Source organism: Dietzia sp. ANT_WB102 (assembly GCF_008369165.1).
Taxonomy (GTDB): domain Bacteria; phylum Actinomycetota; class Actinomycetes; order Mycobacteriales; family Mycobacteriaceae; genus Dietzia.
The window spans coordinates 917728-930676 of sequence record NZ_VOBA01000001.1; the positions used below are offsets into that span (position 1 = coordinate 917728).

Annotated in this window: 13 protein-coding genes; 7 read left to right on the forward strand and 6 right to left on the reverse strand. The window is 68.8% G+C overall.

Annotated features, from left to right (window positions below; genetic code table 11):
* Positions 1–44: 44 nt before the first annotated feature.
* From FQ137_RS04180 to FQ137_RS04190, 3 genes are all read right to left on the reverse strand, one after another.
* Positions 45–614, reverse strand: coding sequence for a hypothetical protein (locus FQ137_RS04180; protein ID WP_255583572.1), 570 nt, complete (start codon positions 612–614; stop codon positions 45–47).
* 136 nt (positions 615–750) lie between these two features.
* Positions 751–1293, reverse strand: coding sequence for an O-acetyl-ADP-ribose deacetylase (locus tag FQ137_RS04185; RefSeq protein WP_149291268.1), 543 nt, complete (start codon positions 1291–1293; stop codon positions 751–753).
* A complete protein-coding gene (locus tag FQ137_RS04190; protein WP_149291269.1) occupies positions 1290–2078 on the reverse strand; it encodes a phosphatase PAP2 family protein in 789 nt (262 codons plus the stop codon). Before FQ137_RS04190 ends, FQ137_RS04185 begins: the two co-directional genes overlap by 4 nt.
* 106 nt (positions 2079–2184) lie before the next feature.
* Here FQ137_RS04190 and aspA point away from each other — a divergent pair, with 106 nt between their 5' ends.
* Both aspA and FQ137_RS04200 read left to right on the forward strand, forming a co-directional pair.
* Positions 2185–3648, forward strand: coding sequence for an aspartate ammonia-lyase (gene aspA / locus FQ137_RS04195; protein ID WP_149291270.1), 1464 nt, complete (start codon positions 2185–2187; stop codon positions 3646–3648).
* A 23-nt stretch (positions 3649–3671) separates the two neighbouring features.
* Complete coding sequence (locus FQ137_RS04200; protein ID WP_149291271.1) at positions 3672–4448, forward strand: acetoacetate decarboxylase family protein; 777 nt, start codon at positions 3672–3674, stop codon at positions 4446–4448.
* Positions 4449–4467: 19 nt separating this feature from the next.
* Here FQ137_RS04200 and FQ137_RS04205 read toward each other — a convergent pair whose 3' ends face one another.
* Positions 4468–6084 (reverse strand): glycerol-3-phosphate dehydrogenase/oxidase, encoded by a 1617-nt coding sequence (locus FQ137_RS04205; RefSeq protein WP_149291272.1) that lies wholly within the window; start codon positions 6082–6084, stop codon positions 4468–4470.
* Positions 6081–6710 carry a TetR/AcrR family transcriptional regulator gene (locus FQ137_RS04210; RefSeq protein ID WP_149291273.1) on the reverse strand — a complete coding sequence of 210 codons (630 nt, stop codon included), beginning with the start codon at positions 6708–6710 and terminating at the stop codon, positions 6081–6083. Before FQ137_RS04210 ends, FQ137_RS04205 begins: the two co-directional genes overlap by 4 nt.
* A gap of 150 nt (positions 6711–6860) precedes the next feature.
* Here FQ137_RS04210 and FQ137_RS04215 point away from each other — a divergent pair, with 150 nt between their 5' ends.
* From FQ137_RS04215 to FQ137_RS15515, 5 genes are all read left to right on the forward strand, one after another.
* Positions 6861–8456 carry an FAD-binding oxidoreductase gene (locus FQ137_RS04215; RefSeq protein ID WP_149292641.1) on the forward strand — a complete coding sequence of 532 codons (1596 nt, stop codon included), beginning with the start codon at positions 6861–6863 and terminating at the stop codon, positions 8454–8456.
* Entirely contained in the window at positions 8453–9406 is a 954-nt protein-coding gene (locus FQ137_RS04220) for a diacylglycerol kinase (protein WP_149291274.1), read from the forward strand. The genes FQ137_RS04215 and FQ137_RS04220 overlap by 4 nt, the downstream gene beginning before the upstream one ends.
* Before the next feature lie 94 nt (positions 9407–9500).
* Positions 9501–10109 (forward strand): CAP domain-containing protein, encoded by a 609-nt coding sequence (locus tag FQ137_RS04225; RefSeq protein WP_149291275.1) that lies wholly within the window; start codon positions 9501–9503, stop codon positions 10107–10109.
* A 72-nt stretch (positions 10110–10181) separates the two neighbouring features.
* Positions 10182–11984 (forward strand): BCCT family transporter, encoded by a 1803-nt coding sequence (locus tag FQ137_RS04230; protein WP_149291276.1) that lies wholly within the window; start codon positions 10182–10184, stop codon positions 11982–11984.
* Positions 11985–12379: 395 nt separating this feature from the next.
* Complete coding sequence (locus FQ137_RS15515) at positions 12380–12505, forward strand: hypothetical protein (RefSeq protein WP_255583577.1); 126 nt, start codon at positions 12380–12382, stop codon at positions 12503–12505.
* 45 nt (positions 12506–12550) lie between these two features.
* Here the strand turns inward: FQ137_RS15515 and FQ137_RS04235 are convergent, their stop codons facing one another.
* Positions 12551–12829, reverse strand: coding sequence for a hypothetical protein (locus tag FQ137_RS04235; protein WP_149291277.1), 279 nt, complete (start codon positions 12827–12829; stop codon positions 12551–12553).
* Between the last annotated feature and the right edge of the window lie 120 nt (positions 12830–12949).

Consider the following 12949-nt stretch of genomic DNA (forward strand, 5'->3'; position numbering starts at 1 on the left):
GAGCCCCGACCGGGCCCCTGCGGGGCGGCGGTCCTGGTCCTGGCTCAGGTCTCGGTCGTGGCCACCCGACCGCTGCCCAGGTAGCCGCAGGCCAGTCCGAGCACCGCACCGAGCGCGGTCTCGGTCGGGGTGTGGTGGCTCATCTGCACGCGCGCCCACGCCACTGGCGGGACCAGCGACAGCAGTCGCCAGTACCGGGGGGAGAGTTCGCGGGCCAGTACCGCGATCATCCCGGCCATCACGGCGGTGTGGAACGAGACTTTGATCCTCAGGGTGGCGGCGCCGGCGACCCCCAACGCGACCAGTGCGGACCGCGTCATCCGACGCAACTCGTCCGGGGCGCCGCGCTGCTGCTGGGCTGCCATGACTAGCGCCACCGATCCGGCGATTCCTACGATCACCAGTGGACGTTCCTCTCGCCGGGTGACGTGATGGTCGGACAGCGCCTTGCGCCGGACCCGCCGCGCGATCGCGGCCTGCGGAACCACGCCTAGGCCCGTCGCGGTCGCCAGCCCCCACCCGGTCGAGCCCACCCGACGCCCGAGATGAACCGACCCGACGGTGAGCACCACCCATGGCGCGCACAGTTCGGTGAGGAGTTTCTCCGGGGTCACGGGCCGTCTCGTCGCAGCTGCCATCCACGCCCCCAACAATTCCGCTCCTCCGTCGTCGTCTCCGCCACTCGTATTTCGGAGAGCGGATACGCGGGGGAGACTAGCGAATCCTGCCGGGAACGTTGCCGAGCCCAGGTCAGGGGAGGAGCGACTCGGCCAGGCGCAGGGTGTCCGAGTCGAACAACACCAGCGTGGCCGTCTCGACGCCGGTGCCGGTATGGGCGATCGTGTCGAGTGCGGTGCGGATCGCGTCTTCGCGTGGCCAGCCGTAGGCCCCGGCGGAGATGAGCGGGAACGCCACCGTGCGGGCGCCGAGTTCATCGGCCACCGCCAGGCAGTTGCGGTAACAGTCGGCAAGCCGTTCGCTGCCGTCCGCGCCCGCGCCCGCGCCGGTGTCCCGCCCGTAGATCGGGCCGACCGTGTGGATGACCCAGCGGGCGGGCAGGTTCCCGGCGCCGGTCGCCACGGCCTGACCCGTCGGCAATCCGCCGCGCAGGCGTCCCGACCTCAGCTCCCGGCATTCGGCCAGGATCGTCGGCCCGCCCGCGCGATGGATCGCCCCGTCCACGCCACCGCCTCCGAGTAGCGAATTGTTCGCCGCGTTGACCACCGCGTCGACGTCCATCGTGGTGATGTCGCCGTGGCCCAGTTCGATCCGGGCGCGTCTCGTCGTCGTCATATCATCACCCTTCCGTTCGGCTCCGCCGCCGGGTGCTCGAGGCGGTCCATCAACCACATGATGGTCGCGACCTCACCCACCCACGCCAGACTCACGCACCAGCCCGCCAGGATGTCGCTGGGAAAATGGACACCCAGGTACATGCGGGTCACGCCGATCGCCGGCACGTACGCAGCCGAACCGGCGATCACCCCGTAGCGCCACCGCGTCGGCCACGCCAGGACGCACGCGCAGCCGGCCAGCGCCGCGCTCGCCATGGCGTGCCCGCTGGGGAACGAGTAGCTCTTCTCCTCCACGATGTGGGCGAAGAACGTGGGCCGCCCCCGCCGATACAGCACCTTGAGCACGGAGTTGATGATCGTGGAGCCCACCAGGGTCACCGTCAACAGCGCTGCGGGTCGACGGCTTCCCCGGACGGTCACCAGATATGCGGAGGCGGCCAGCGCGAACAGCGGCACGGCGGTCACCCCGCCCAGTTCGGTGACGGCTCGGACGACGCGCGTGGTCCGGGGCGAGTGGCGTCGTTGCAGCCACAGCATGACGGGACGGTCGAAGGGCAGGCCGGCGTCACCGCGGATGCGTTCGGCCAGCTCGACGAACCCGATCACGGGCGTCGCGAACCCGACGAACGCCACCCCGAAGATCGTCCAGGTTCCGCGGGGCAAGGGCATCTCGCGCCGGCCCACGATGCTGCCCATCACCCCGTCCGACGGGTAGAGCTGACGCAGCACGTCCCGCCCAGAACTCAGCGACCGGAAGCGACGGGGGGTTGTCGTGCGCGACATGCCCCCACACTAGGCAGTGCGGCGGCCTCCTCGTCCGCGGATCGCGACGAGGCCTCGCCCGACGCGGTTAGTGTAGGGCCGTGTCGACCCGAGAGGCGGAGGACGAATGAGCCAGACCCGTGTGGAACAAGACCTGCTCGGCACCAAGGAGGTCCCGGCGGAGGCCTACTACGGGATCCACACGGTCCGGGCCGTGGAGAATTTCCCGATCGCCGCGACCACCATCAGTGACATCCCCGACTTCGTCCGCGGCATGGTCATGGTCAAGAAGGCCGCAGCGCTGGCGAACCTCGAGATGGGCGTCCTCGATGAGACGGTGGCGAACGCGATCGTCGGCGCCTGCGACGAAATCCTGGTCGATGGCCGCTGCGTGGACCAATTCCCCTCCTGTGTGTTCCAGGGGGGCGCCGGGACCTCGGTCAACATGAACACCAACGAAGTGGTGGCCAACCTCGCGCTGGAGCGCCTCGGTCATCCCAAGGGCGCGTACGACATCGTCAGCCCCAACGACGACGTCAACCGCTCGCAGTCCACGAACGACGCCTACCCCACCGGCTTCCGCATCGCGCTGTGGCACGCGCTCGAACGGCTCGAGCCGGCGATCGTCGCACTGCGGGAGGCCTGCTACGACAAATCTGAGGAATTCCGCGAGGTCCTCAAGATGGGCCGAACCCAGTTGCAGGACGCCGTCCCGATGTCGATGGGGCAGGAGTTCGGAGGCTTCGCCGTGACGCTCGACGAGGAGCTCCACGTCCTCGGTGCGGCGGCACGGATGCTGCTGGACGTCAACCTCGGTGCGACCGCGATCGGCACCGGTGTCAACACTCCGCCCGACTACCGTCGGGCCGTCGTCAAGCACCTGCGGGCGGTCACCGGTCTTCCCGTCACCGGTGCGATGAATCTCATCGAGGCCACCAGCGACACCGGCGACTACGTCAACGTCCACGCCGCCCTCAAGCGCACCGCGGTCAAGGTCTCCAAGATCTGTAACGACCTCCGCCTGCTGTCCTCGGGGCCGCGGGCCGGTCTCAACGAGCTCAATCTTCCGGAGCTGCAGGCCGGGTCGTCGATCATGCCCGCGAAGGTCAACCCGGTCATCCCCGAGGTCGTCAACCAGGTGTGTTTCAAGGTGATCGGTAACGACGTCACCGTGACGATGGCCGCCGAGGCCGGTCAGCTGCAGCTCAACGTCATGGAGCCGGTCATCGCGCAGGCGATGTTCGAGTCGATCTCCCTGATGACCAATGCCATCGAGACGCTGACCGAGAAGTGCGTGCAGGGGATCACCGCGAATGTCGAGATCGCCCGCCGGAACGTAATGAACTCCATCGGGATCGTCACCTACCTCAACCCGATAATCGGCCACCACAACGGGGACCTGGTCGGCCGCGAGTGCGCCCGCTCCGGCCGTGGGGTCCGCGAGGTGGTGTTGGAGATGGGGCTGCTGTCGGCGGAGGCGCTCGACGACATTCTGTCGCCCTCCAACCTGCTGCGACCGAAGTACAAGGGGCAATCCAACAAGCAAGGTATGGCCCAGCCCGGACAGGACGTGATTGGTCCCACGAGTTGAAGTCCGACCGCTACCGTCACACTATGGCCTCTCCCACATCCCGCGTCGTCGCAGGGCGCGAGATCACCTTCCCGGTCCCGGTCGTGTCCGCCTCGGTCTCCGGCGCGGCGTTTCTCACCCGGACGGCTGTCGTCCGCCGGCTCATCGCGCGTGGATCCCAGTCCGCCGTCCTCGACTCCGCGGGCGCCGAACCGGTCTCGTTACCGGGCGGTCGCACCCCGGCGATCGTGCTCCACGTGCGGTACCACGACGTCCCCGGCAACGTGCTCGGCACGTACCACGAGATGGGCTTGGCCTTCCAGCTCACAGTGCCCGGGGCGGGGACGCTCGTGCACATCCACGAACTTCCGGTGGACCAGGATTTCACCCTCGCGGCAGGCAACGAACTGTGGGGATTTCCCAAGTGGAAGGGCGACATGGTCGGCACGGCCGGCGGCGCGTTCGACGATGCCCGCCTCGGGGCTGCCGGGTCGGCGGGCGCGGGCGGGGTCGACGTCAGGCTGGATACCCGCGTCGGCGTTCCAATCCCCGGCCGGCAATCGCTCGCGGTGAAATGCGTGCAGGTCCTCGACGGTCAGCCCGTGCTGGTCAGGGCTGACGCCGAAGCGACCGGCGGACGGATGCGGCCGGCTGGCGGGGCGCGCGTCTCGATCGCAGCGGGGGCCGACGACGGCAATTCCGATGTCGCGCGGTTCGCCGAGGCCGTCCGCGAGCTCGGGCTGGACCGAGGTCGCGCCCTGGCGACGTTCTCCTACGAGAAGTTCGGCGCCGAATTCCAGGCGCCGACCCCGATCCGCTGAGCGCCTGTCCGCTGATCGACTACTGTTCCGCGATTCCGGCGGCGGCGAGCGCCTCACGGGCCGCCGGTTCGGCGGCGGCCCGGTCGGCGGGCACGAGGCCCACGCGACTGCGCCGGTCCAGCACGTCGTCGACGGTGAGCGCCCCCTCGTGGGTGACCGCGTAGGAGAACTCGGCGCGGGTCACGTCGAGGCCCCCGGCGACCGACTCGAGCGGCCGGTCCAGCAGGCTCGCGCTCACCACGTCGCCGGCCTCCTGCCCGTACCGCGCGACCAGGGAGGCGGGGAGGTAGCCGTCGGCGGCCCGGGGCCGGGCAGTCCCGGCGGCTAGGGAAGTCCGGTCGCCCGCGGCGGGCCCGGTTGCCGCGGGATGGCCCGGCGCTCCCACCAGCGGCAGGTCGGCGGTGCGGCACGGCCCGGCGGGGATCCCGGTGCGCCTCACGACGAGGTCGACCGCCTGCTCGGCCATGAGCCGGTACTCGGTGAGCTTGCCGCCGGTGATCGTGACGAGCCCGTTATCCGAGGTGAGTAGGGCATGGTCCCGAGAGAGGTCCGCGGTGTTTCCGTCACCGGAATCGACGAGCGGCCGCAGCCCCGCGAACGTGCCCAGCACGTCGTCGCGGGTCAGCCGGGTCTCGAGCGCACGATTGACCACATCGAGCAGGAAGTCGATCTCCTCCTCGGTCGCCTCCGGTACGTCCGGCACCGGGCCCGGCGCGTCGACGTCGGTGAGGCCCACGTGAAGGCGCCCGAATTCAGCCGGGATGGCAAAGCAGAAGCGGTTGGTCTCACCCGGTACGGGCACGGTGAGCGCGCCGACGGGATAGCCCAGCGCGGCCGCACTGATCACCAGGTGGGTGCCTCGCGACGGACGGACACTCACACCCGGAGTGGTCTCGCCGGCCCACACTCCGGTCGCCGACACGACGGCTCGCGCGGAGAGGGTGAACTCGTCGTCGTCACCCCCGGGCCACTCGTCACGCACAGTGACCTGCGTGCCACTCGCCTCGAGGACGCGCGCCCGGGTGATCACCCGGGCGCCGTGACCGGCCGCGGTGCGCGCGACGGCGGTGACCAGGCGGGCGTCGTCGACGAGTTGGCAGTCCCAGTTGAGGTGACCGAAGCGCAGACCCTCGCGGCGTACGCCGGGCACGTACTCGGCGACGCGACGGGCGCCCAGGACGCGCGCCCCGCGCAGCCGGTCTGCGCTGGTCCCCGCGAGACGCGACAGCAGGGTTCCCGCCACGAACCCCAGGCCTGGGAGGACGGCGGAGAGCGGCGTGGTGTCGCGGAACACCGGCACGACCTGGGCGAGGGGGCGCACGAGGTGCGGGGCGGTGCGCTCGAGCAGGATTCCGCGTTCGACGGCTGAGCGGCGGGCGATCCCGACGTTTCCGGTGGCGAGGTAGCGCAGCCCGCCGTGCGCGAGTTTTGACGACCAGCGGCTGGTGCCGAACGCCAGGTCGTGGGCCTCCAGCAACACGGTCTCGAGACCGCGGGAGGCGGCGTCGAGCGCGATTCCCGCGCCGGTGATGCCGCCCCCGATGACGATGAGGTCGACCGGGGTGTCGCGCTCGCGCAGGGCGGCGAGTTCGTGCGAGCGGCGGGCGGCGGATAGCGCTGTGGTGTGGCTGGTCATGGTAGGAGGTACCCCCTGATGAGTCGGTGGAGTTCGGCCCGCCAGGTGTCCGGGTCGAGTGGCGGGTCGGCGAGTGGCGCGGACAGGACCGCGCCCTGGACGGCGATGTAGAGCATGGACGCGGTGGCGTCGACATCGCGGCCGGCGAGTCGTGGGTCCGCGGCGATGGTGTGCGCGAGGAGGGAGTGCAGGGCGTCGATGAGTCGGCGCTGCGACGTACCGAGGCGGTGGAGGAGGTACTCGGTGAGCAGGTGTGACTCGTGGAGGCGTAGTGCGTGGAGCAACGGGTCGGTGCGGACCTCGTCGGCCAGGGTGCACAACAGGTGGGCGAGTCCGTCGGCGTCCAGGGGTGCGGTTCCGGGCAGGCCGGGGTCAACGCGCGCGATGACCCCGGTGAGCTCACGGGTGAGCAGGTCGACGAGCAGCGTGTTGATGTCCGGCCAGTGGCGGTAGAGCGTTGTGCGGCCGACTCCGGATCTGCGAGAGACCTCGACCATGGTTGTGCGGGTGGCGCCGACTTCGAGGATCAGGTCGCGGGCGGCGGTGAGTGCCCGATCGCGGGTATCACGGGCGCGGCCGGGGAGGGGGGTCGGGCGCGGTGGGGAGGACGAGGCGGTCGTGGACACAGGACCTCCTCCTTTATCGGGCCAGTCTGGATCGGGCAAGCGCCATTCCGCTGGCAAACGGAACAGATTCTGTTCTACTGTTCCAGTATGAGCGATCTTCACCCAGCTGACAATCCCGGTTCCGCCGGGTCCGACCTGCCGCTGCCCCCGATGGCACTGTCCCGTTGGGGCACGGACGCCGAGGCAAAAGAGCTGAACGACGACATTCGCGGCCTGCTGCGTGACGTCCTTGGGGTTACCGCGGAGAGTGGGGCGCACTTCGACCCGGCCGCCGTGTCCGCCTCGCCGTCGCGACTTGCGGGGAGCGATCTCGCCGCGCTCGCTGACATCGTGGGGGCTGGCAATGTCTCCATCGATGACGCCCAGCGGCTACCGCGAGCCCGGGGAAAGTCGACGCCGGACCTGTTGTCCTGGAGGTTGCGACCGGCCGTGGACTGTCCCGACGCGGTGGTTGCACCGGGGAACGACGACGAGGTTGCCGCCCTCCTGGAGTGGTGCGGACGCGAGGGGGTCGCGGTGGTCCCCTTTGGCGGTGGCACCTCCGTCGTGGGTGGGCTGATGCCGGATAGCGGTGGGCTCAGGGCCGTGCTCTCTCTCGACCTGGTGCGGTTCGACCAGCTCGAATCGATCGATCCGGAATCGGGCGAGGCTGTTCTCGGGGCGGGTCTGACCGGGCCGCGCGCGGAGGAACTGCTGGCCGAGCACGGGTTCTCTCTCGGGCACTTCCCGCAGTCCTTCCCGTACGCCACGATCGGCGGGTACGCCATGACCCGGTCGTCGGGACAGAGTTCGGCCGGGTACGGACGGTTTGACGAGATGGTGCGCGGACTGACGGTGGTCACGCCGGTCGGTGTGATCGACGCCGGACGCGCCCCGGCGTCGGCGGCCGGACCGGATTTGCGCCAGTGGCTCCTGGGATCCGAGGGGGCGTTCGGTGTGTGTACCAGGGTGCGGGTGCGGGTGCATCCCGTTCCGGAGACCGTCCGCCACGAGGCGTTCCGGTTTCCCGACTTCGCCGCGGGTGCGGCGGCATTGCGGGCGGTCGAACAGCAGGGCGCGGGCCCCACGGTCATCCGGTTGTCGGACGAGTCGGAGACGGCGATCAATCTCGCCACCGCGACGGAGGAGATCGGTAAGACGTCGGACGACGCCGGGTCCGGCGGCTGTCTGTGTCTGTGTCTGTTCGAGGGTACGGCCGACCACGCGGAATCACGTCACGCGGAGACTCGCGCGGTGCTCTTGGCGCACGGCGCCACGTCACTGGGTGCGGGGCCGGCCGAGTCGTGGGAGCACGGCCGCTTCGGCGCCCCGGTTCTGCGCGATTCGCTGCTGGACAACGGCGCACTGGTCGAGACGCTGGAGACGGCCACCGACTGGTCCAACATTCCCGCGCTGCGCGACGCCGTGTCGCAGGCGCTGACCACCTCGCTCGAGGAGAGCGGTACCCCGGCGTTGGTCATGTGCCACATCAGTCACGTCTACCCGACTGGCGCCTCGCTGTACTTTACGGTGGTGGCCGGGCAACGCGGCGAGGACCCGATCGAGCAGTGGTACACCGCCAAACGGGCGGCGTCCGAGGCGATCGTCGCCGCCGGCGGGACCATCACGCACCACCACGCGGTGGGCGTGGATCATCGTCCGTACCTCGCCGACGAGGTCGGCGAGGTGGGTGTGCGGATGCTCCGCGCTGTCAAGAACGCGGTCGACCCGCACGGCGTGTGTAACCCGGGGACGCTGATCCCATGAGCGCGCAGCTCTCGGAGCGTCGGGTGAACGTGGTCGCGATACTGGTCAATCCCGCCGCCGGCGGGGGTCGCGGCGAGCGGATCGCCGCCCGGGCGGTGGACCGGCTCCGAGCACGCGGGCTCGAGGTCCGCCTCCTCTGCGGGGACAGTGCCGAGCAGTCGCTCGAGTTGGCCCGCGAAGCGGTCGCCAGTGGGGTGGACGCACTGGCGGTGTGCGGCGGCGACGGCATGATCTCGCTCGCGGTGCAGGCCCAGGTTTCCTCAGGGGTGCCCATTGGCATCATTCCTGCGGGTACAGGCAATGACCTGGCTCGTGAGTACGGCATCCCCCTGAACCGTCCGGAGGTGGCCGCCGACATCATTGCCGATGGGCTCGTCGAACGTGTGGATCTGGGCCGGGTGACCCCGGACGGCGGCGAGGCGCAGGTGTTCGCGTCGATCCTGTGTGCGGGACTGGATTCGGCGGTCAACCGTCGGGTCAACGAGATGACGATTCTGGGCGGATCGCTCCGCTACGTGCTGGCGGCGGCGTGGGAACTGCCCACCTACCGGCCCCGCCGGTTCCGAATGGTCTTCGACGGCGGTGAGACGCCCGCGGACATCGTCGAGACCGACGTGATGCTCAGTGCATTCGCTATTACCCGCAGCTACGGCGGAAACATGAAGATCGCGCCGGACGCGGACCGCTCCGACGGGCTGTTCGACGTGGTGTACCTCGAGAAGATCTCTGCAGCGCGACTGGCGTTGCACTTCCCCAGGATCTACTCGGGCACGCATATCGGGATGCGGGGGTTGAAGACCCGGCGTTGTCGGACGGTGCGACTGGAGGCGGCGGACGTCGAGGCGTTCGCCGACGGCGACGCCGTGGCGCCCCTGCCGGTAACCGTCGAGGTATTGCCGGGGGCGGGCCTGTTCTTGGTCCCCGGCGAGTCACATCAGTCACATCGGTAACGGTAATACTCGCTGGTCACAGGCTTGGCCCTGCGGTGCGCCCACCTCGTCACCTCATGGGCCAATCGGTTCGCGTCGATCCCGCCGAGGGGGCATGATCACCATCATGCGCAACAGGCTCACCACGTCACTCGCGACCATCGCCGTCACCTCCGTCACCCTTCTGGGTGGGGCCGGGGTGGCGGCGGCACAGCCACTGCCGTCGTTCATTCCGCAGCACCTGATCCCCGCCCATCTGGTCCCCCAGGTGGACGGACTGGTCTCCCAGGTGCGCGCAGCATTGCCCCCGGAGGTGTGGGCGGGGGTCGGGTCGAGCGAGATGGCCTACCAGGACGTAGCCGGCCGGGCTGTCGCCGGCGGGTTGCGCGAGGGCATCATCCGCGAGATTGACTCCTATCGCATCGCCAACGGCCGTGGCGCTCTGGCCCCGAACCCGGAACTCGACCGCGAGGCCCAGGCGTGGGCCGACCGCCTGGCCGCCCGCGATGAGGTGGTCCACAACACAGCGCTGCTCGGCCGCGGCTACGGGGAGAACATCGTCGCCGCCGGGATCCACTGTGGCGCAGTGTGCCTGGTTGACCTGTGGAAGAACTCGCCCGGGCACAACGAGAATCTCCTCGATCCGGGGTACCGCTCTGCCGGGATGGGCATCGCCCACTCCGGCAACGGAAAAGTTTTCGTGGTACACAATTTCGCGTACTAAAAACACGAACTCTGACTGAGTCACACGGTCCGGCAGCGGCGCTCCCATCGCGCCGAGACGACGGGGAGGAACATGTCCGAACGGATACTGCGAGCGCTGAGGCTCAAGACCGACCCCGGGGTGTTCTTCACGACTGTCGGGGTCATCCTCGCCTTCGTCGTCGTCACCTTCTTCGCCGGCGACTGGGTGGGCAAGGTCTTCGGGGCCGCGTCGGGCTGGATCATGACCGACCTCGGCTGGTTCTACATCTTCGGTGTCACCGCGTTCCTCGGCTTCCTCATCTGGATCGCGCTGAGCCGGTTCGGCCACGTCCGCTTGGGTGGCGACGGAGAGATGCCGGAGCACTCCACCCTGAGCTGGTTCGGGATGCTGTTCGCCGCCGGTATCGGCACTATCCTCATGTTCTGGGGTGTTGCCGAACCCATCTCTCACTTCGCCACCCCGCCCCGCGGGAACGTCGAACCGGGTACCACGGATGCGGCTAATGAAGCCATAGCGTTCACGCTCTACCACTTCGGTCTGCACACGTGGACGATCTTTGCCTTGCCGGCCCTCGCGTTCGCCTACTTCATCTACAAGCGGAAGATGCCGCCCCGGGTCAGCTCGATCTTCGCGCCCCTGCTGGGCGACAAGGTCTTCGGCCCTATCGGCAAGACGATCGACATCGTGGCGCTGGTCGGCACCGTGTTCGGTGTGGCGACGTCGGTCGGGCTCGGGACGCTGCAGATCAACGCAGGCCTGAACGAGCTGTTCGGAATCGCCATCTCGCCGGTGGTGCAGGTTCTCGTCATCGCGGTCGTCACCACCATCGCTTGCATCTCTGTGGCGCTGGGCCTGGAAAAGGGCATCAAGCGGCTGTCGAACTTCAACATCGTGGTCGCGATCGCCCTGCTGATCTTCGTCGTGGTGACCGGGCCGACCCTGTTCCTGCTCAAGGGCACGGTCGAGTCGCTCGGCATCTACCTGGCGACCCTGCCGGAGTTGGCCCTGTGGAACAACGTGTTCCCGGCCAGCGATGACCTCGCCTCGTGGCAGAACACGTGGACCGTCTTCTACTGGGCGTGGACCATCACGTGGTCACCGTTCGTGGGAATCTTCATCGCCCGCATCAGCCGTGGCCGCACGATCCGTCAGTTCGTCTTTGGCGTCCTCGGACTGCCGGTGGCGTTCTCGGTGCTGTGGTTCGGGGTCTTCGGGATGGCCTCGTTCCACATCGAACTGTTCGGCTCCGGCGGTCTGGCCAACGCGGTGGTTGAGGACGGCGATATTCCGGGCGCACTGTTCGCGTTCCTCTCGAACTACCCGTTGGCGACCCTTGTCTCCGGCATTGCGGTCCTCCTCGTCGTCATCTTCTTCACCACGTCCGTCGACTCGGCGTCGATGGTCGTCGACATGATGGCCTCCGGAACGGATGACGAGGTTCAGGCCTCGCCGACCCATCAGCGCGTCATCTGGGGCGTACTCATGGGCGCTGTCGCCGCGACCCTGTTGGCAGGCACGGGCGAGGGCGGCCTGACCGCGCTGCAGGAGGTCATCACCGTCATCGGCCTGCCCTTCTTCATCATGGGCTTCGTGATGATGTACAGCCTCGTCCGAGGGCTCAGTAACGACATGGGGGAGCGGCCGCCCACGGTCACCCGCCAGTGGCAGCGCACCTATTCGCCCGAGGCGCTCGAGAAGCACGAGGAGGCACCCTCTCCAGAGCCGGTGCATCCGCTGTACCGCATCCCGGAAGAGGGGGAGCGAGACGCCGGAGGCTCGGCGACGGCCGGGTGCGACGAGACCGTCTGCGATATGCAGGCGGACGAAGGTGGGGAGGCCACCGGAGACGAGAACGCCGTCGGCGACAAGGAAGCTTCTACCGGCACGCCGTAACCACCACCACCACCGGGCCTTGGCGGTGCGGTCAGTGGCCGCGCACGTCGAGCATCGAAGTCGGAGTAGGTGGGTAGCCCCCGGCGACGACGGCGAACTGGTTCTCGAGTTCCGACGGGTCGATCTCCACCTGTTCGTACCCGGGATCCCCTCTTGACTCGTCGGCGACGAATCACATCTGGACGTAGATGATCCCGCCGTGGCCCTCGGAGTCCTGGTGGACTAGCGACCCTGACAGCACCCTGCTGGTGTGGGGCTGGCGCCTTCCAGGCGGCGAAATTGCCTTCCGAGGCGGCCGTTCAATACGGTCGTCCAGAAAGTTTGTCTATCTGTCAGCAGAAGGGCGCCGACACAAGTACGGTGACGTATGTCACACGATGTGAGGAGGTATTCCGATGTTGCAGAACGCGCTGGTAGCAACGTTGCGGGTAGGCGTGGCCACCTACAGCGGGGTGGCGCAGATCGTCGTGGATAACACCCTCGGCCGGGTTCTCGACACCAACCCCAACAAAGTCCGGTGACCGCGACCGGCCGCTCCGCCGTGCTCCTCCGCGCGTTGTAGGCGGCTACTGACCGTCGGTCGTGCCGTCCGAGCCTCCGACCGCGCGGTCCGGTTGCTCGGGGCTCCGATACACCTTCTTCTGCTCCTCGCGCCGGGCGGCGTTTCCTCCGTCCGTCCCGGTCGCCGCCGTGGAGCCCGTTGCTTCTGCCTCCGAGTCGGCCTCGTCCGTACGGCGGGTGATGGCTCCGTCTCCGGCGACGGAGCCATCGATAGTGTTCCCGAGTTCGTCGGGAGACACCTCCGGGATGTGGGCGGTGTCCTCGGGTCGGGGCGAGTCGGTCACGGGTGCCTCCGCGGTCCTCGGGGTGAGCGCCGGTCGCCCGGCGCCGGGGTAGTGATGACAGTAGTCCCGTCAGCCCGGCCCCGTCGGAATCCCGCACCTGTGCCGCCAGCGGAATCCCGC